Below are 18,921 nucleotides of genomic sequence, written 5' to 3'. Positions count from 1 at the left end.
ATGATCGTTGTGACAACCGAAAACATCGTCGGCCACCGCGTGACCGAGACCATCGGGCAGGTGTTCGGCGTGGTCGTCCGCAGCCGCGGATTGGGCGGCAACGTCATGGCCGGGCTGCGTTCGCTCGGCGGCGGTGAGATCAAGGAATATACTTCGCTGGTCGAGGACACGCGCCGTCATGCGCTCGATCGCTTGGTCCAGAATGCGCAGCTGATGGGCGCCGACGCGGTCGTGATGATGCGCTTCGATTCGGGCGAGATCGGCCAGACCATGAACGAAGTCGTCGCCTACGGCACCGCCGTGAAGCTGGCCGCCGAATGAGCCCGAATGCCCGCCTGCTGGTCTTGGCCATCGGCGCGCTGATGCTGTTCGGCGGCACGGTGTTGACGGTGCTGACGGGTGGTGGCGGCATTGGCCTGATGATCACCGGAGCGCTGATCTTCGCCAGCGTCGGGCTCGAGCGCCGCTACGGCCGTCCCGGCACGCCGCCGCGGGTCGAGCATACCGATTGGGAGCTGACCAAGGAGAAGTTCGTCGACCATGAGACCGGCCAGCTCCTGGAGGTGTGGATGGACCCGCTGACCGGCGAGCGGCGCTACGAGCCGGCCGGGCGCGATCTCAAGCTTCCGCGTCCTTGAAGCCTTCACCCACCGTTCGCATCTAACTCACATACCGGCGGCAACACCCCGCCGAGGTGGACTACCCGATGATCGATATCCGTCCTTTCGCCGGCCTGGCGCACAGCGACCACGGCTGGCTCGACACCCGCTTTCACTTCAGCTTCGCCGACTACCACGACCCCGAGCGCATGGGCTGGGGCAAGATCCGCGTGTGGAACGACGACACAATCGCCCCGCAAAGCGGCTTTCCGCCGCACAGCCACGCCAACATGGAAATCGTCACCTTCGTCCGCACCGGGGCGATCACTCACAAGGATTCGCTCGGCAACACCGGGCGTACCGGCGCCGGCGACGTGCAGGTGATGAGCGCCGGGAGCGGCGTCGCCCACGCCGAATACAACGTCGAGAGCGAGGACACGACGCTGTTCCAGATCTGGATCCTGCCCGACCAGGCCGGCGGTGAGCCCGGCTGGGGCATGCGCGAGTTCCCCCGCGGCGAACGTGCCGGGCGGTGGGAGATCGTCGCCAGCGGCGAACCCGAGAAGGACGACGCGCTGCCGATCCGCTCGGACGCGCGCATCCTCGCGGCGACCTTGCCGGCGGGCGACAGCGTGACTTACGAAGCCTCGCCCACGCGGCACCAGTACCTCGTCGCGACCGGCGGGCGCATTCGCGTCAACGGCGTCCAAGCGAACGCCCGCGACGGTATCGCGATCACCGGGGAGGAAGCGATCACCGTCGAGGCGCTCGAGGATTGCGAACTGGTGATGGTCGATGCCCGCTGATACGGGCACAGGCGCGCGCTAAGCGCGGGTCAGGCGTGGCCGACGCGCTCCTGAGCGCGGGTCAGCCGGCTCATTACCTTGAGGTCCTGCTCGGTGAGCTGAATGGCGGCGTCGGCCCAGAGCTCGACGATGTCCTTCAGCTCGCGCAGCTCGATGGGCCGCGTGCGCTTCATCGCCCTTCGTGCGTTGACCAGGCCCGGATGGCGCCGTTCGGAGCGCTTGATGAAATCGCGGCAGGCCTTGAGGCCCTCGCCCGGTTCGGCGAGCTGGTGGACCAGCCCGATCTCGTACATGTGTTCGGCGGTGTAGGTTTCGTTCGACAGGATCAACCGGTCGGCCATCGCGCTACCGAGGCGGCGCGAGAGGATCGAGTGCGCGCCCATGCCGGGGAACAGACCGAACAGGATTTCCGGCAGCCCGAACGTGGCTCCGCGCTCGGCGATGAGGAAATCGAACGACAGCAGCGCCTCGAACCCGCCGCCGAGCGCCGCGCCTTCGACGAGCCCGATGGTCAGCATCGGCAAGTCGAGCGAATGCATGTTGCGGTGGAGGATCTCGACGCAGCGGAAACCATAGTTCGCCAGGCCCTGGCGGTTGCCGGTGCGGATCAGCGTCTGGAACAGCGCCAGGTCACCGCCGAAGCAGAACACGCCGGGTGAACGGCTGCCGAGCACCAGATAACGCAGCGGCACCTTGTCGGGGCCAAAGTCGGCGCCGATCAGGCGCTGCCAGGTCTCGAAGTCACGGAGCATCGTCGGCGTGAAGCTTGGCCGGCCCTGCGGGCGCATGTACGACCACAGCGTCGCGGTCTGCGCTTCGTACAAGCAATCAAGTTCGTCGAGCTCAAACAATTGCGGATCGACCGCACGATGACGAACGTGCTCCTCGATGATCTGCTCGTGACCCGCGCCGAAACCGAACGCGGAAACATCCGTGTCGTTGGAAACCGGTTCGACATTTTCGATATGTCCCGACAACCGGTCCATACATTTACCCCGCTGGCGACCCCGCGCCCCCTGTAAGTTTTGGCGCTACATGCGGAATCTACGCTGGCCGGACTCGCTTTGGCAACGCAATATTTACCCTTAACCCCCGCTGGCGCCCTGTGGTGCCACGATGGGACAGGCGAGTGTGACCCGAGGGTAACACTCTAAAATGCTTAGGAAACGACACCGAGATGGCGCAGCGATCTGTCAAGCATAATCAACTGCCAGAGCAGCCGAGAATGGTCCAAACGGGATGCAATATGCGCCTCGGCGGCAGCCGCGAGACGTGCCGGGTCGAACCAGCCGGTGCGCGCCAACGCCGCGTTCTTGGCTATCGCCCGCGCCTCGGACGAGAGGGGGCCGCGCAGCCAATCGGCGATCGGTGTGACAAAACCCTGTTTCGGGCGGTAGAGCACGTTGTCCGGCAAATAGCGCCGCATGGCCCGCTTGAGCAGCACCTTGCCCTGCGCTCCGCGTACCCGCAGCTCTTCAGGCAGGCCGGCCGCGAATTCGACCAGCCGGTGATCGAGCAGCGGCTCTCGCGCCTCGAGGCTCACCGCCATACTCGTGCGATCGACCTTGGTGAGAATGTCGCCCGGGAGCCAGAACTTGAGGTCGGCATATTGCGCGCGGTCGAGCCCACTGCGCGCAGGGGCGCTCTCCATAAGCCGGATGAGCGGGTCTTCGGCGCGATAGTCGTCGATCTGCCGTGCGAAATCGGGCGAATAGAGCGATCGGCGCAATTCGGGCGGCGTGACCGACAGCGCCCGCGCATAGCCTTCGGCCCCGCTGCCCGCGAGCGAGAGCAGCGTGGTCTTCAAGCGCAACGAGCGGGGTGCCCAGTCCGCCTTGGGGTAGGCCGCACCCAGCCCGCCAAGCACCGATTGGCGGAACCCCGCCGGCAGCCAGCGCCGCGCCTGCTCCTCGTGCGCGTGAAACACCTGCCGGCGATACCCGGCGAACGCCTCGTCAGCGCCGTCGCCTGAAAGCGCCACCGTCACCGTCTCGCGCGCCAACTGGCTGACGCGCCAGGTCGGCAGCGCGGAGGCGTCGGCGAAGGGCTCGTCGAACATCGCCGCAATCGTGTCGATTTCGCCGAACTGGTCGGCGCTGACAGTGCGCGCGTGGTGATCGGTGGCGAACAGGCGCGCCACCTGCTCGGCGTAGGAAGTCTCGTCGAACGCGCCGACGTCGAAGCCGATCGAGCAGGTCCTTACCGGCTCGCGGCTCGCTTCGGCCATCAGCGCCACGACGCTCGAGGAATCGACTCCGCCGGAGAGGAACGCGCCGAGCGGCACGTCGGCGACCATCCGGCTTGTCACCGCCTCGCGCAAATGGTGCAGCAGCTCGGCTTCGAGATCGGCCGCCTTGCCGTTGTGCCGTTCGGCGAAGGAGACGTCCCACCAACGCACCGGCGCGGCGGGCGACGTGTCGTGCCGCAGCAGCCGGTAGTGGCCGGCCGGCAGCTTTTCGACGCCTTTCAGGATCGAGCGATGGTCGGGCACGTAACCCCAGGTCAGGTAATCCTCGACCGCCAGCGGATCGACTTCGCGCCGCAGCAGGGGGTGCGCCAGCAGGCCCTTAAGCTCGGAGGCGAAAGCCACACTGCCGTCGCTCAAGGGCGCCATATACAACGGCTTCACCCCCAGGCGGTCGCGGGCGAGGAAAAGCTCGCGCCGGACGCAGTCGTAGATGGCGAAGGCGAACATGCCGTTGAAGCGCCGCAGGCAATCGGCACCCCATTGCTGCCAGGCGGCGAGGATGACCTCGCTATCCCCTTCGGTGCGGAACTGCGCGCCGAGGCTCGTTAGCTCGCGGCGCAGCTCGCGGTAATTGTAGATTTCGCCGTTGTAGACGAGCACCGCGCGACCGTCGGCGGCGTGCATCGGCTGCGGCGAACCGGCAATGTCGATGATCGACAGCCGACGGTGGCCGAGGCCGACCCCCGGCGCGGTCCACACGCCCGACCCGTCCGGCCCGCGATGCGCCAGCGCATTGCTCATCCGCTCGACCCGCGCCGGATCGACCGGCTTGATCGTGCCGCAATGGAATAGACCCGCGATCCCGCACATTGTCTTCGCGGTTAGGGACGGAGGCCGGCGGCGGCAAGGCCGTCGGCGAGCAGGAGCGCCGCCGGCACGGCGAGCGCTACGACCGCCAGCGCATGCCAACCGCCGATCCGGCAGCGCGCCAGGCGGTTGAGCAAAGGGGACGCTTCGAGGGCTTCTACGTCGACCAGGCGATCATTCGCCGCCCGGTCGAAGTACCGCCAGGAAACCGCGAGCAAGCCCGTCATCACCAACGCGAAGAAGAACCAGCCGTAGACGACGTGATCGAACCCCGCGGCGAACTCCACACCGCGGCTCTGGGCAACGTAGATCGTGCCCCACGCGCGCACGCCGTTCGCGAGCACCGGAACAACGGCGCAAGCGGCCATGAATACCGCCCGGCGCTTCCAGCTACGGAAGCACAAGTGCGCGACCAGCGTGCCGAGCGCGATCATGGCGACGAGGAACTTCACCCCCGAACAGGCCTCGGCGACCTCGAAGCGGCCCACCGGGGTGTCGATGAACACGCCGGCGATACTGGCAGGAACGCCGCTGGCCTGCGTCAACGCAACGGCCATCTTCGCGGTGATGGCCTGCAACGGCGGGACGATCTCTTCGCCGAAAGGCACGAGAAAGATCATGTAGGCAAGCGGGAACAGTAGCCCGGCGACGATCCGTGGTCCGAGCAGGGTGGCGACCGCGGACTGCATCAGCATCACGGTGCCGAGTTGGGCGATGAGGTTGACACTCGCCGCCGTGCCCAGGGCCCAGGTCGACAAACCCGCCGCGAGCCACGCGAGGCCCGGCCACCACGCTTGCGGGCGCAGCTTTGCCAGTTCAGGCCAGCGCAGGTGCACCAGCCAGGCGAGGATCGGCGGGATCAGCAGGACGTGGTTGCAAGTCGACGAGTTCCACCACTGCCTCGCCATTTCAGACCAGTCGGTGCGAGTCAGCAGCGCAAGAGCGGCGCAGGCAAGGGCCAGTTGCAGCAGCGGCGTTCGCCACGCGGGCGGCACGCGCTGACGCCATGCGCGGCCTCGCGCGATGGCCAGTTCATGCGGCATCGCGCCGTCCCTGCACCCTCGCCTCTCGTCCCACCAGTCGCGGCAGCGGGGCCAGCATCGCCGGCCAGCTCATCGTCTCGATCACGAAGCGGCGGGCCGCCCTGCCCATCGCCGCAGCGGCCGTTCGGTCACCGAGCAGGGCCAGGGCCCGCGAAACGAAACCGGCGTCGCCGTCCTCGACCGCGAAGTGAACTCCATCGGTGGCGGCAATTCCCGTCGCCGCATCGGTGGTGAGCAGCGCCGGGCGCGCCATCGCCATCGCCTCGAGCACCTTGTTCTGGATACCGCGAGCGATGGTCAGCGGCGCCACGACGAGGTCGGCGCCGGCGAGGAACGGTTGCACCCCGGGGACTTCACCCCACACGCGGACGCCCCCGCCCTCCAGCGCGCGCACCTCGGCGGTCGGCGCACGGCCGACGATATGGAACTGCGCGGCGAGATGCGCCCTGCGGATTTCCGGCAGGATCATGCGCGCAAACCGCTGCACGGCGGCGATGTTCGGCGGATAGTCCATCTGCCCGGTGAACACGAAGTGCGGTCCCGGCGTCGCGGCGAGTTCGGGATGCGGAACGGCTTTCGCCGGATCGAAGGCGGCGAAATCGATACCGTTGCCGAGCGCTTCGATCCGCGCGCGATGGGGTTCGCGCAGGCGCGAGCGCAGCAGGGCCGCCTCGGCCTCGCTGACCAGCAGTGTCCGATCGGCGATGCGGGCGAGGCGTTCCTCCTCGATGCGCAAGAGGCGATCCTCGCGGGCGAAGAGTGGGGCCTTGGGCCAGCTGGCGTCGCGAGCATAGGATTCGAACTTCGCCGAATCGACGTCCCCCATGTCGACCACCAGGCGTCCGTCCCAATCCGCCGGGACGTACTGGCCCATCTGGCCGGAGAAGACGTAGATCGTGTCGACCGGTCTTTCGCGCAGCGCGCGTTCGATAAAGTCGGCGATCGCGCGGTGGCGAAACGCGGTCAGATTGATCGGCTCGCCTTGCAGCAACGCTTGCACGCCCGCGAGCGGGAGCGGCCTGCTCCGCGCCACGAGGCAATGGCTCGTGGCCAGGGAGGCCAGATACGGCTCCTGTGCGCGATCCGCCGCCGTCTCGGCGAACGTCGCCACGTGCACGGGCGCCAGCTCCGCCAGCGCCTTGAAGATATGGTGCGAGCGGATCTTGTCGCCGCGATCCGGGGGAAACGGGATGCGGTGGGCGAGGAAGAGGATCTCTCCGCTCACCCGAGCCCCCGCGCGATCGGCGGGCCGAGGCGGTTGGTCAGCGCCAGCGGCAGCCGCCGCCACAGCGCGATCCGCGCCGCATGCCTGGCGCTGGTGGGATCGGCGTCGCGCTTGTCGGCACCCGGTGCGGTCCAGCTGGCATAGGATAGCGGCTCAGGCGTGAAGCCCCAGTTCTTCTTGAAGGCCCAAGGTCCGCTGCCGGTCTTGGAGCGGCCGAAATCGAACCGCATGCAGCCGCGGCGACGGGCGTGAAGCATGAGCTCGTAATAGAGCCGGTCGTTGGCGCGAAGGCGGCGTGCCGCCTGCGTACCCCCGCCCCAGTAAGGCATCACCGCGCCGGCGTGGTAGAACGACAGCACGCTCGATACCGGCCGTCCTTTGTGGAACACTGTCAGGATGTCGCTGTCGAGCGCGTCGAGCATCGCCTCGAACAGCTTGCGCGGGAACGCCGGCGTGCCCAGATTGCGCACGCTTTCGGCATACATCGCGTAAAACGCCGCGAGACCGTCTGGACCGGTCCCTTTTCGTATCTCGAGGTCCTGCTCCAGCCCTTTGCGCACTTCGGCGCGCTGTCGCTTGGTTATGGCCAGCAACTGCTTTTCGTCGTCTTCGGCGAGCGGAGCGGCGAAACCGCAGTGGCTGTCCGTTCTCACGTGCCAATTCTCGGGCGCCGGACCGCCCCGCAGCTCAATCGTCGGACAGGAGAGGCGCGCCGCAAGCTCCTCGGCCGCGCGGCATAGCCTTTCCGCCGTCGCCGGGCTCTCGGTGAGCACCCCGCCGCCGACGGCAAAGCCGCTCGAGGCGAGCATGCGCCCGAAGATCGGTGAATGCACTTCACTCAGCGGCAACCAGCCGCTGATCGCCCCGCCCTTCTCCGCCAGCAGACCGAGCGCCCGTTGCCCAGTGCCGCGCTCCGCCGCGAGCAGCCACGCCGGGCGGTGGAACAGGTTGCCGGCCATCTCGGCGACGAACCTTTCGATCCGCGCAGTCTCGTCGGGTTGGCGCAAGTCGACGGTACGCACAGACTCGCGCGCGAGGGCGAAAGGCACGTTCATAGCGTCGCCGCACTGTCGAGCCGGGCGGCTTCGCGGTGAGCCAGCAAGTCCATCCGCCCCCAGGCGAACTCGCCGACCAGCTGGCGCAGCTTGCCGGCCATCTTGTCGAGGTTGGTATAGTGCCGCAGCCGCGACTTGAGCGGCGCGCCGGCAACGCGCGGCTGGCCCGGGTCGATCTCCCACGGGTGGAAGTAGAACACCGCCGGCCGGCCGGCGGTGCCATTGACCTGGCGGATCGCCCAGCGAGTGAAGCCGTAGGGGATCACGCGGAAGAATCCGCCGCCGCCAGCGGCCAGGCGCTTTCCGGCGAACATGGCAGTCGTCACCGGAAGCTCGACCAGTCGAACGCCGGGGATCGGATGGAAGGCAAAGCGCGGCGCGTCCGCCCAGCCGTAGTGATCATGGCTGACCGGGGCGACGCTGGAGGAATAGAGGTAGCCCTGTTCGGCCAGCTCCATGAATGCCCACGGGGTGCGCCGGTCGATCGAGAAGCTCGGCGCGCGGTAGCCGAGGATCGGCATGCCCGAGGCATCCTCGAGCACCTTGCGGGCGCGCGAAATGTCCTCGGCGAAGGCGGGGCGGTCCATCCGGAACACTCGTCCGTGATCCCAGCCGTGGCTCGCCAGCTCGTGTCCGCGGGCGACGATCTCGCGCATGAGCCCGCCGTGGCGCTTGGCCACCCAACCGAGCGTGAAAAACGTCGCCTTGACCTCGGCCGCGTCGAACATGTCGAGAATCTCGCGCACGTTGCGCTCGACCCGGTCGGCGAGCGAGTTCCAGTCGTCGCGCTCGATGACGCTCTCGAACGCGCCGACCTGGAACCAGTCCTCGACGTCTACGGAGAGGCCGTTGACGACCGCCGCGCCCTGTTCCGCGCGAAAAGGGAGCGAGACGGCGTTCAAGTCAGGCGGCCTTGCTCTCGTCCATCTCGCTTTCGATCCACTCGATCAGCATCGTCAGCGTGTGGCGGATGGTCCGCTCCTGCTCGAAGGTCTTGGCCTCGAGCCGGGCGAGCTTTTCCTGCAGCGTGGCGATCTCCGGCATCAGCGCAAGGCGGACGGTGTCTTCCTGGCGTTCGGCCAATTCGACGATCGCCTGCTGCAGCTCGGCGATGGTTGCATCGCGCTCGGCGAGCATGGCCTCGACCGTTTCGCGGTCGAGCCGCGGTTCGTGCCTCAAAGGCTGGACGGGCGCGAACTTCGGCTCCTGTTTGGGCATCGGCCTGGGGGCAGCCGCGGGGAATGCCTTCTCGCCGATCATCTCGTCGAGGACCGCCTTGAGCATCGCGGAATCGATCCGCGTACGCTCCTCTACCGCGCCGAGCAGCATCAGCCGGTTGGCGATCTGGTTGACGCGCCGTGGAATGCCGCCGCTGGCTTCGTAAAGCTCGGTGAACACCCGCTGGTCGAACGCCGGGTTGCCGTCCCAGCCGACCTTTTCCAGGCGGTGGATGATGTACGGCTCGATCTCGCCTTTCTCCATCGGCTCGAGATGGTGTGCGGCAATGACCCGTTGGCGCAGTTGCTCGAGATCGGGGCTCGATTGCAGCGTCACGCGGAACTCGGGCTGGCCGAGCAACAGCGTCTGCAGCAGCGGGTGATTGCCGAGCTGGAAGTTCGACAGCATCCGCAGCTCTTCGAGCGCCGGCACCGAGAGGTTCTGCGATTCGTCGACTACCAGCAGGCAGCGGCGGCCCGCGCGCGCCTGCTCGTGCAGGAAGCCCTCGATCGCGCCGAGCGCGCTGGCCTTGTCATGGCCCTCGACCTCCAGCCCGAAGCTCTGCGCGACGATGTGAATGACCTCCTCGTCGTCGAGCTTGCTGGTGACGATCTGACCCACCGCCAGCCGCTGCGGGTCGAGCGTGCCCATCAGGTGCGCGACGAGGGTCGACTTGCCGGCGCCGACCTCGCCGGTGACGACGATGAAGCCCTCGCCCTGCGCAAGGCCGTAGCCGAGGTACGACAGCGCCTTGCGATGGGTAATGCTGCGGAAATAGAACGCGGGGTCCGGCGTCAGCTGGAAGGGCTTGCCCGTCAGTCCGTAGAAGTCATGGAACATCTTGAGTCTCCGGGGCTCAGAACGAGTACCGCAGGCCGGCCAGGGCCGAAGCGGACACGATATCGGGAAGGCTGGGTTGCTTGATGCCGTCGATGCCGACGGCGGCGGTGCCGGCGAGGCCGGCGATGATCTGGCGGTAATAGGCGAGCGAGGCGCTGTAGCCGATCGCGTGCCCGCCGCTGCCGTCGAAGCCCTCGCCGAACAGCGTTTCGGTGGCGTTGAAGTGGATGCCCGAGCGCTCGTCGAGCTTGGTGCTCAGGTAGACCGCGCCCCACCAGGTCTCGTCGACCACGCCGTCGGCCGAGGCGAGCACGGTGCCCGGTGCGGCGATGAACTTGCGACGGTCGTATCCGAAGCCGAGCCCTGCCGTGGTGCGACCCATGTTGACCGCGTACGAGGCCGAGACTCCGCGGCTGCGGAAAGCGAGCGACTGGAGCGAGCCGAGCGCGCCGCCGATGCAGCTGCCGCCCTTCAGGCTGGCGACGCAGCCGCCGATATCGCCCGACAGCGCGTTGCGAACTGCGGTGAATTCCGCCGGCAGCCCGGCGAGGCGGTCGGTAATCACACCGCCGAAGCTGCTGATTCCGTCGTAGACCGAAACGTTGACGCTCTCGCGCGAGTTGGGCGCGTAGGCGAAGCTGCCGTAGTAGGTCGTCGAATCGTAGCGCCGGCCGACAAACGCCTCGAGCGAGGTGCGCCTGCTCGGGCGCCACATCACTCCGGCGTCCCAGATCAACCCGTCGGTCTGGTAGGCGATCGTGCGCGGCGCGCCGTGATCGGTGACGTAGCGGCCATCCTTACCGATCACCGGATTGCCGCCCGCGTCGCGCTTGGCGTCGCGGCTCGAGACTTCGACGTCCTCGTAACCGACGCCGCCGGCGAGCGCGAGCGTCGGGCTCACCGGCACGGTGACGTCGCCGCGCACATTGCGATCGCGCACGCGCTGGTCGAGGTTGGCGACGTCCTGCTCGTTCCACATTCCGCCGACGCCGACGCCGACCGGCAGCACGGTGTTCGGACGGAAGCCGACCCGCGCCTGGGCGTTGTGTGTGGTGGTCTCGTCCGCGAGGTCGACCGGAACCACGCCGGTGCCGGTGGCGAGCGTGTCGGGCTCCTCGACCTTGGTATAACCGAAGCGGTAATGCCCCTCGACCTGCAGGTCGCCCAGTTGAGTCTGGACCGAAGGTCCGACGTAAGCCGAGTAGATCTGTCCGCTGGTGCTGTCGTGCCCGACGAGCCCGCCGGCGAACGCCTTGCCGTCGCCGTCGAAATTCGCCCGCGAGGCGAGCGCACCGGCCTCGACCGTTACCGCGTGCGGCACCAGCGAAACCGAGGCGCGAACCACGCCGCTGACGGTGTCGCCGTCGCTGCCGCCGCTGCTTTCATCGATGTGGCGCTCGTAACGGACCGAGGCGGAAACCGCGGAATTGCGCCCGACCACGGTGGCGTCAACGCCCCCGGCAAGGCTCGTGTAAGTGACGATGTCGTTGCCCGGCGAGAGTTCGGAAGCGAGCACCTGGTCGGCCTCGATGTACGGCGTCACCGTGGTGTGCGGCCCCGGATGCACGCCTTTCGAGGCCTCGCTGCCGGCCCAGGCGGTCCCCGGCAGCGCGAGCGCCGCCAGTCCGAAGGCGAGAAGATGGCGGGGGGCGCGCATCCGCGTTACTCCCCGTAGCCGTAATAGGTGCCGAAGCGGCGCCCGCTCGGGCTGAAATGCACGGCATTGAGCAGCAGTTTGATGTCCGGGCAGCTCGACAGGAGCGACAGCGCGTCTTCGAGCGCGGATTGCCCGGTCATGTCGGCGCGGGCGACGACCAGCGCCTGGCCGACGTGCTTGGCGAGCTCGGCCGCGGGCGATGCTGCCAGCGCCGGCGGCGAATCGAAAATCACCATCCGATTGGGCGCGCCCTGCGTCAGGCGATCGAGCACTTCGGCCGTGCGAGCGCTGGCGAGATATTCGCTGTCGGAATTGGTCGTGCTGCCTGCCGGCAGCACGAACAGGCCCGGAACGTCGGTGGCGATGACGCATTCCTCGACCCGGATCGTCGCGTCGGCCAGCGCGTCCATCAACCCGCGTCCGGCGGGCAAGCCGAGCGTCGAAAGGATCGACGGCTTGGCGAAATCGGCATCGACCAGCAGGACTTCGCTGTCCTTCTCGGCGGCGATCGCAAGCGCGAGATTGGTCGCGCAGAAGGTCTTGCCCTCACCCGGCAGCGGCGAGCAAACCAGCACTCGCTGCGCGCGGACTCCGCTGCCGGCGCGCCGAGCGGCGCGCGCGGAAAGCAGCAGCTGCCGCTTCACGATGCGGAATTCCTCGAGCAGCGCAGTGATCTTGCCCTCGGGCTGGATCAGGCTCTGTTCCGCCAGGCGCGCGCGGTCGATGGCTTTGGGCGAGCCGGAGAATCGAATGGCCTCGAGCTCCGGCTCAGGCGCGGGTTCCGCCACTTGGATGGCCGGCGACGGCGCTTCCGATAACGCAGACGTATGATCGAACGGTCGAGGTTCGGCGGGCGGCGAAGCTCCCTTGCGCGACGGCCGCTTGACCACGGCATCGGCGACCCCTTCGGGCACCGGCGGAGCGGCAAAGCCATCAAAGCCGAACAGCTCCTCGGCGCGCTCGAACAGCGACTTGCCCTCGGCGGGCAGCGGGATCTTGCTCTGTTCGGTCATGCGATCATCCCCCGCTGGACGAACTCGGCCGCGAGCAGCACGACGAACAGGCCGCCGAGGCTTCCCGCCGCGGCCATGAACAGCTTGCGCTTCCTTTTCGCCAGCGCGCGGCCGGCATCGGTCATCGCCAGCGACACCGTGCCGATCACCGGCAATCCGAAGGTCGTCTCGAGCTTGCCCGCAGTGGCGAACGTCGCGCGCACCTTGCTGGCCGCGTAGGCGACCCCGCAGCCGGCCGCGATGCCGATGAACAGCACGCCGAACAGCAGCAGCGGCCGGTTCGGCGCCGCCGGTTTGCGCGGAGTGCTGGGCGGATCGATCACGTTGAACTTCACCGAGCTGTGCTCGGTCTCGACCTGGCCGCGCAGTCGCAGCTCCTCGCGGTCGGCGAGGAGCTTGTCGTACTGCGCCTTGAGCACCTCGTAATCGCGGCTGATCTGCTTGGCCTCGCCCGCCACCGCCGGCGCCTGCGCCTGGTTCGCCTCGACGGTCATGATCTGCTGGCGCAGCGCCGCGGCGCGCGAGGTCAGCGCCTCGACGGTCGCCTGGCGCTCGACGCGGATCGACTGCAGCGAGCCGTACGCCGGATTCGGCGTGCCGTAGTCGCCGCCCGGGCCTTGCGCCTGCTTGCCCAGGGCGGCGATCTGCTTCTGCGCCGCGATTACATCGGGGTGGCTGTCGGTGAGCCCGCGCGCCTGCAAGGCGGAGAGGTTGGCGCGGGCTTGCGCCAGCGCGGCCTTGGGCCCGCCGTTTCCGGGGGTGTCGAGGGTCTTGGGCGTGCTCGCCATCTGCCCGTCGATCGCGGCCAGCGCGCTTTGCGCCGCGGCGCGGTCGGCTTCGACGTTGCGCAGCTCGGCGCGGTAGCCGTTGAGCTGCGAGATGATCGCATCGGTGCCGCCGGCCAGATCGGGGTATTTCGATTCGAACGCCAGGCGCCGCTGCTCGGCGTCCTCGAGCTGCTTGCTGCGCTCGGCCAGCTGCTGGTCCATGAATGAGATGGTGTCGCGCAGCTCGCCGCGCGAACCGCCGAGGTTCTGTTCCTTGAAAATGTCGATCAGCTGCTGGGCGATGTCCTGCGACAGCTGTGCGTTGTCGGCATCGGACAAGTCACGGCGGCCGCTGGTCGCGGTGATCTTGAACACATGGCTTCCCGGATCGCCCTCGGCGACCATCTTGATGCTCTTGGTCAGCCCGGCGACCGCGGTCTGCATCTGGCTCGGGTTACTGACGGTGTCGCCGAGCCTGGTCGAGCGGACGATCTTCTCGAGGTTGACCGAGCTGGTCAGCGTCTGGCGGATACGCTCGATGTCCTTGTCGCGCGCCGCGGCGGTAATACCGATCTGGTCGGCGAGCATGTCGTCGAGCTGGACGAAGATGCGCGCTTCCGACTGGTAGGAATTGGGGATCAGCGCGACGACCAGCCAACCGAGCACGCACACGCCCCAGGCGACGCCGAGCGCGAGCCAGCGGCGGTTCCAGATCGTCCACAGCGCGACCCGCGCTTCCTGGAGCAGCTCGGTCACCTAGAACATGCTTTCGGGAATGATGATCACATCGCCCGGCTGCAGCATCACATTGGCGCTGGTGTCGCCCTTTTTGAGCAAGTCATTGAGGCGAACGGCGTATTCCTTCTGCTTGCCCTGCTGCTTGTCGAAGCGGACCAGCTTGGCGCGGTTGCCGCTGGCGAATTCGCCGAGCCCGCCGACCGCGATCATCGCATCGAGCACGGTCATGTTCGCGCGGTAAGGCAGCGAGGCCGGCTTCTCCGTGGCTCCGACGACGCGAATCTGCTGGCTGAAGGTGCCGGAGAACTTGTCGACCATCACCGTCACCAGCGGCTCGGTGATGTACTGCGAAAGCTGCAGGCGGATATCCTGCGCCAGCATCGTCGGGGTCTTGCCGACGGCCGGCATGTCGGGAACCAGCGGCGTCGTGATGCGCCCGTCGGGCCGCACCTGCGTCTTCGCGCCGAGCTCGTCGTTGCGCCAGACAGTGATCGTCAGCTCGTCGAGCGGGCCGATGACGTAATCCTCGCCCGGCCCTTCCTGCATGGCGACGAAGCTCGCCGGCGGCAACTGGCCGCCGGGCGCGCTGGCGCAGCCGGCCAACGTGAGACTGGCCGCGGCGCTGGCAGCGACGAGACGAGCGACCTGCATTTTGAACATTGCGAACAACCCTGACCCTGTTCGGCAGCGACCGGAATGCAATCAGGCGCAGCCGACCAACTGCCCGTAAAACTGAAGCGCGTTGTCCCCGAAAAGGGTGAACAATGCGTTAGCCTTAGGCCTGAAAAGCCTAGCAATTCCGGGGATTTGGCGGGCTGTCCCGATGCGGGACGGGTGGCCTCGAAGGCCTAAACGAGCACTTCGCGCGCCGGGCCCTGGCCGAGAAATGCCGCGGGGCTGGCGGAGGCGCCGTAGGCCCCTGCACAGAAGATCGCGACGAGGTCGCCGGCCTCGGCATGGGGCAGCAGTGCCTGGTCGGCGAGCCGGTCGAGCGGGGTGCACAGGCAGCCGACGATGTTCGCTTCCTCAACCGGCTCGGCGGCAAAGCCACTGGCGATCGCCGCAGGATAATTGCGGCGGACGACCGTGCCGAAATTGCCCGACGCGGCCAACTGGTGATGCAGACCGCCGTCGGTAACGAGATAGACCGCGCCGTGGCTCACCTTCCGGTCGACGATGCGGGTCAGGTAGACCCCCGCTTCGCCGACGAGATAGCGGCCGAGCTCGATGGCGAACTCGGTTGACACCAGCGCATCGGGCAAGGCCGCAAACCGGTCGTCCAGCGCCGCGCCGACGGCGGCGATGTCGAGCGGCCGGTCGCCGTGGAAATAGGGAATGCCGAAGCCGCCGCCCATGTTGAGGTGGGGAAGTGCAACACCGATCTCCTCGCTGAGAGCAGCCGCGAGCGTGAGCACGTTGCCCTGCGTCTCGATTATCGCCTGGGCGTCGAGCGCCTGGCTGCCGGCGAAGATATGCAGCCCGCGCCATTCCGCGCCCGCGGCGATCACCTCCCGCGCCAGCGCCGGCACGCGCTCGGCATCGAGTCCGAACGGCTTCGCGCCGCCGCCCATCTTCATTCCCGAGCCGCGTAGCTCGAAATCGGGATTGACCCGGATCGCCAGGCGCGGCGTCGCGCCGTGCCGCTCGGCGATCGCCAGCGCTCGGCCAGCCTCAGCCTCGGATTCGAGGTTGAGCGTCACGCCCGCGAAGATCGCCGCCGCCAGTTCCTCATCGCGCTTGCCCGGGCCGGCAAAGCTGATCCGCTCCGCGGAGAGGCCGGCCGCCAGGGCCGTCCGAAGCTCACCGCCCGAGGCGATGTCGAAGCCATCCACGAGAGTTCCCATCAATTCAAGAACTGGCCCGTAAGGATTTGCCTTCATGGCATAATGGACGTGCAGTCGTTCGGGCATGACCGACCGCAGATCGGCCACGCGGCGGCGGATCAAGTCCGCCGAATAAATGAACAGCGGCGTCCCTCCGGCTTCCTCGACCAATGCGCTTGCCGGGCAGCCGCCGATGGCCAGCTCGCCATCGATGACGTCGAAGCCGGCGGGGATCGGACCCAGCGGCTTCACGCCACCATCTCCGCCTGCAGTGCCGCTCGGTCGACCTTGCCGTTGGGATTGAGTGGCATCCGTTCGACCCAGCGGATCTCGTGCGGCTGCATGAAATTGGGCAGGTCGCGCTTCAGCGCCGCCTTGAGCCCCTCGTTATCGCCGTTTCCGCGTACCACCAGCAGCACGGATTGCCCCAACCGCTCGTCCTTCACGCCGACCGCGGCAGCCTCGGAAACAAGCCCCGTAGCCAGCGCCGCCTCCTCGATCTCCTGCGGGCTGATGCGGTTGCCGGCGCTCTTGATCATGGCGTCACGCCGCCCGACGAAGTAGAGCAGCCCGTCAGCATCACGCTGCACGCGATCCCCCGACCACACGGCCACGCCTCGATATTCCGACTCTTCGGGAGCGGGCTTGAACCGCTCGGCGGTGCGCGCCGCGTCCTGCCAGTAGCCCTGCGCCACGAGCGGGCCGCAGTGGACCAGTTCGCCCTCCTCGCCCGGCGCGGTTACGCGGCCATCGTCGCCGATCACCAGGACTTCGGCGAACGGAATCGCCTTGCCCATCGAGGTCGGATGCGAATCGACCAGCGAGGGGTCGAGATAAGTCGAACGGAACGCTTCGGTCAGGCCGTACATCGGAAACAGGCGCGCCTGCGGGAACAGTCCGCGCAGCCCGCGCACCAGGTCCGTGGTCAGCGCGCCGCCGCTGTTCGTCAGGCGCCGCATTGGCGTCACTGCCTCCGCCGGCCAATCCTGCTCGACCAATTGAACCCACAACGGCGGCACCGCCGCCAGCGTGGTCACCCCGTAGCGCGCGCAAGCCTTCGTGACGTCACGCGGGGCGAGATAATCGAGCGGCACCGCGCTGGCGCCGGCATACCAGGCCGAAAGCAGCTGGTTCTGCCCGTAGTCGAACGACAGCGGCAGCACGGCGAGCACCACATCGTCGCGCTCGAGCCCGAGATATTGCGTGACGCTGACCGCCCCGAGCCACAAGTTGGCATGACTGAGCATAACGCCTTTCGGCCGCCCGGTCGAACCGCTGGTGTAGAGGATCGCGGCGAGCGCCTCGGGATCTGCGGCGGACGGTGGCATTTCCCCCATTCCGCGCGAGGCGCCGATCGTGGCACCTTCCTCGAAGACCGAACAGGCCGAGGGCACATCCGCAGGTTCGAGGCTGTCGAGCCGGGCTTGCGTCCCGATCAGCAGCTTCGCCCCGCTGTCGCTGACGATGTGCGCCACTTGTGCGCGCTTGAGGAGCGGGTTGATCGGCACGTGCACCAGCCCCGCGCGCGCCGCCGCCAGCGGCAGCAGGCACGTCAGCTCGCCTTTCGCCGCCCAGCTCGCCACCCGCGCCCCGGGCTCGGCTCCCTGGCTCGCGAGCCAGCTCGCCAGTTGGCCAATACGGGTTCTTAAGGCCTTGTAGCTAAGCCCTTCCTCGCGCAGAACGAGCGCCGGATCGTCATCGCGCCCGCGTTCGGCGAGATGGTCGAGCGGATGGGCCACGGGATCGAGCGGCAGGGACATAAGGCTCCGCAGGGGGACAGTTCGGTGACGGCGATCAGCTATCACGCCACTATTAAAGATGTGCAAGCGCAGCCGCTTGCGGCCGCCGGGCCATTTGCTCGCCGCGAGTGGTTCGAACGGCTCGAAGCTGCCGAGCCGCGACCCTTGTTCGCCTTGGCCGAGGACGCGTCGGGCGCCGTGGTACTGCCGCTGCGCCGCAAGGGCCGGCGGCTCGAATCAATGCTCAACTGGTACGCCTTCAGTTGGCGCCCGCTGGCGACACCCTACGGCTCGGTGGACAGCCTGCTGATCGCCCTTGCCGAGGCACTTGCCAGGCAGACCTCTCATGTCGTGCTCGACAGGTTGCCGGACGAGGATGGCACCGCCCGCCAGCTGCAACGTATCTTCGTGCGCGCTGGCTGGCTGATCGCTTGCGAGCCCTGCGACACCAATCGGGTCCTGCCGGTCGACGGCCGCGACTATCGGACTTATCTCGACAGTCGTCCCGGGCCGCTGCGAACCACGCTCAAGCGCAAGGCCAAGAAAGTCGACGTCCAGATCGTCGAGCAATTTGATGAAGATATCTGGCACTCTTACGAATCGATCTACGCCGAAAGCTGGAAACCCGAGGAAGGCGATCCGGCACTGCTGCGCGCCTTCGCCGAGGCCGAGGGGACAGCCGGCCGGATTCGTCTCGCCGTTGCGCGCCACAACGGCGAATCTGTGGCGGCGCAGTTCTGGACGGTGGAAGACGGCACCGCGTACATCCACAAGCTCGCCCACCGGGAAAGCGCCAAGCCGCTCTCGCCCGGGACCACGCTGACCGCCGCCCTGATGGAGCACGTGATCGATCGCGACGGTGTGAAGCTGGTCGACTTCGGCACCGGCGACGACGGCTACAAGCGCGACTGGATGGACGAGGCGCGCGAACGTTACCGGCTGCAGTGCTGGCGGAAGAACGATCCGCGCAACTGGCCGACGATGGCCAAGGCTCGGCTGCGCGCGCTTGTCTCCGGCAAGACGCATGGCTAACGCTCGCGCGCTTTTCGATGGGGATACAAGCATGAGCAGCCACGCCGCGGCGAGCGACACCGATTCCGTGCTTCGCGGGGTGCTGCAGGACGTCCTTGGACTCGCCGCCGACCGCGTCGCCGCGTTCACGCCCGAGACCGGGCTGTTCGGTCACCTGCCCGAACTGGACTCGATGGCGGTCGCCGGCCTGCTGACCGAAGTCGAGGACCGGCTTGGCATCGTCATCGAGGACGACGAGGTCGACGGCGAGATGCTCGAGACCTACGGCGCGCTGCTGACCTTCGTGCAGGCCAAGCGCGGCTGAGCGACGG

General features: G+C 67.7%; 18 protein-coding genes. 5 read left to right on the top strand and 13 right to left on the bottom strand.

The annotated features are described in order from the left end of the window. From G7B69_RS03855 to G7B69_RS03845, 3 genes are all read left to right on the top strand, one after another. Complete coding sequence (locus G7B69_RS03855) at positions 1–321, top strand: heavy metal-binding domain-containing protein (RefSeq protein WP_166176302.1); 321 nt, start codon at positions 1–3, stop codon at positions 319–321. Next, positions 318–638 carry a hypothetical protein gene (locus tag G7B69_RS03850; RefSeq protein WP_207785945.1) on the top strand — a complete coding sequence of 107 codons (321 nt, stop codon included), beginning with the start codon at positions 318–320 and terminating at the stop codon, positions 636–638. The genes G7B69_RS03855 and G7B69_RS03850 overlap by 4 nt, the downstream gene beginning before the upstream one ends. Positions 639–706: 68 nt before the next feature. Next, positions 707–1,405: a pirin family protein gene (locus G7B69_RS03845; protein WP_166176300.1), complete on the top strand. Its 699-nt coding sequence runs from the start codon at positions 707–709 to the stop codon at positions 1,403–1,405. A 29-nt stretch (positions 1,406–1,434) separates the two neighbouring features. On the opposite strand, the gene G7B69_RS03840 is transcribed toward G7B69_RS03845, so the two are convergent. The 13 genes from G7B69_RS03840 to G7B69_RS03780 form a co-directional block, all read right to left on the bottom strand. Then, positions 1,435–2,391 carry a crotonase/enoyl-CoA hydratase family protein gene (locus G7B69_RS03840; protein WP_166176298.1) on the bottom strand — a complete coding sequence of 319 codons (957 nt, stop codon included), beginning with the start codon at positions 2,389–2,391 and terminating at the stop codon, positions 1,435–1,437. A gap of 173 nt (positions 2,392–2,564) precedes the next feature. Further along, a complete protein-coding gene (locus G7B69_RS03835) occupies positions 2,565–4,463 on the bottom strand; it encodes an XrtA/PEP-CTERM system amidotransferase (protein WP_166176296.1) in 1,899 nt (632 codons plus the stop codon). 11 nt (positions 4,464–4,474) lie between these two features. Beyond that, positions 4,475–5,503, bottom strand: coding sequence for an exosortase A (gene xrtA / locus G7B69_RS03830; RefSeq protein WP_166176294.1), 1,029 nt, complete (start codon positions 5,501–5,503; stop codon positions 4,475–4,477). Then, positions 5,493–6,728, bottom strand: a complete 1,236-nt coding sequence (locus G7B69_RS03825; RefSeq protein ID WP_166176292.1) for a TIGR03087 family PEP-CTERM/XrtA system glycosyltransferase — start codon at positions 6,726–6,728, stop codon at positions 5,493–5,495. Before G7B69_RS03825 ends, xrtA begins: the two co-directional genes overlap by 11 nt. After that, on the bottom strand, positions 6,725–7,783 hold the full coding sequence (locus tag G7B69_RS03820; protein WP_166176290.1) for a FemAB family XrtA/PEP-CTERM system-associated protein: 1,059 nt from the start codon (positions 7,781–7,783) through the stop codon (positions 6,725–6,727). The genes G7B69_RS03825 and G7B69_RS03820 overlap by 4 nt, the downstream gene beginning before the upstream one ends. Continuing rightward, positions 7,780–8,685: an XrtA system polysaccharide deacetylase gene (locus tag G7B69_RS03815; RefSeq protein ID WP_166176288.1), complete on the bottom strand. Its 906-nt coding sequence runs from the start codon at positions 8,683–8,685 to the stop codon at positions 7,780–7,782. The genes G7B69_RS03820 and G7B69_RS03815 overlap by 4 nt, the downstream gene beginning before the upstream one ends. A 1-nt stretch (position 8,686) precedes the next feature. After that, on the bottom strand, positions 8,687–9,841 hold the full coding sequence (locus G7B69_RS03810; RefSeq protein WP_166176286.1) for an XrtA/PEP-CTERM system-associated ATPase: 1,155 nt from the start codon (positions 9,839–9,841) through the stop codon (positions 8,687–8,689). A 16-nt stretch (positions 9,842–9,857) separates the two neighbouring features. Next, positions 9,858–11,498: a preprotein translocase subunit YajC gene (locus G7B69_RS03805; RefSeq protein ID WP_166176284.1), complete on the bottom strand. Its 1,641-nt coding sequence runs from the start codon at positions 11,496–11,498 to the stop codon at positions 9,858–9,860. Between the two features lie 5 nt (positions 11,499–11,503). Then, entirely contained in the window at positions 11,504–12,511 is a 1,008-nt protein-coding gene (locus G7B69_RS03800) for a P-loop NTPase family protein (protein ID WP_166176282.1), read from the bottom strand. Continuing rightward, positions 12,508–14,034: an XrtA system polysaccharide chain length determinant gene (locus tag G7B69_RS03795; protein ID WP_166176280.1), complete on the bottom strand. Its 1,527-nt coding sequence runs from the start codon at positions 14,032–14,034 to the stop codon at positions 12,508–12,510. Before G7B69_RS03795 ends, G7B69_RS03800 begins: the two co-directional genes overlap by 4 nt. Further along, positions 14,035–14,676 (bottom strand): XrtA/PEP-CTERM system exopolysaccharide export protein, encoded by a 642-nt coding sequence (locus G7B69_RS03790; RefSeq protein WP_166176278.1) that lies wholly within the window; start codon positions 14,674–14,676, stop codon positions 14,035–14,037. Between the two features lie 188 nt (positions 14,677–14,864). Beyond that, positions 14,865–16,091, bottom strand: coding sequence for a pyridoxal-dependent decarboxylase, exosortase A system-associated (locus tag G7B69_RS03785; protein ID WP_166176276.1), 1,227 nt, complete (start codon positions 16,089–16,091; stop codon positions 14,865–14,867). Continuing rightward, the gene (locus tag G7B69_RS03780; RefSeq protein ID WP_166176274.1) at positions 16,088–17,599 is read right to left on the bottom strand and encodes an acyl-CoA ligase (AMP-forming), exosortase A system-associated; all 1,512 of its coding nucleotides are present in this window, start codon (positions 17,597–17,599) and stop codon (positions 16,088–16,090) included. The genes G7B69_RS03785 and G7B69_RS03780 overlap by 4 nt, the downstream gene beginning before the upstream one ends. Positions 17,600–17,623: 24 nt before the next feature. Between G7B69_RS03780 and G7B69_RS03775 the strand changes: the two genes are divergently transcribed. Together G7B69_RS03775 and G7B69_RS03770 are read left to right on the top strand one after the other, a co-directional pair. Then, entirely contained in the window at positions 17,624–18,610 is a 987-nt protein-coding gene (locus G7B69_RS03775; RefSeq protein ID WP_243415019.1) for a GNAT family N-acetyltransferase, read from the top strand. A 31-nt stretch (positions 18,611–18,641) separates the two neighbouring features. Further along, positions 18,642–18,914, top strand: a complete 273-nt coding sequence (locus G7B69_RS03770; protein WP_166176272.1) for an acyl carrier protein — start codon at positions 18,642–18,644, stop codon at positions 18,912–18,914. Positions 18,915–18,921: the final 7 nt, after the last annotated feature.

Origin of the sequence: Croceibacterium segetis, assembly GCF_011320115.1 — a bacterium.
GTDB classification, from domain to species: Bacteria; Pseudomonadota; Alphaproteobacteria; order Sphingomonadales; family Sphingomonadaceae; genus Croceibacterium_B; species Croceibacterium_B segetis.
The sequence above is the reverse complement of the archived record's forward strand: the minus strand, read 5'-3'. Positions and strand labels throughout refer to the sequence as shown.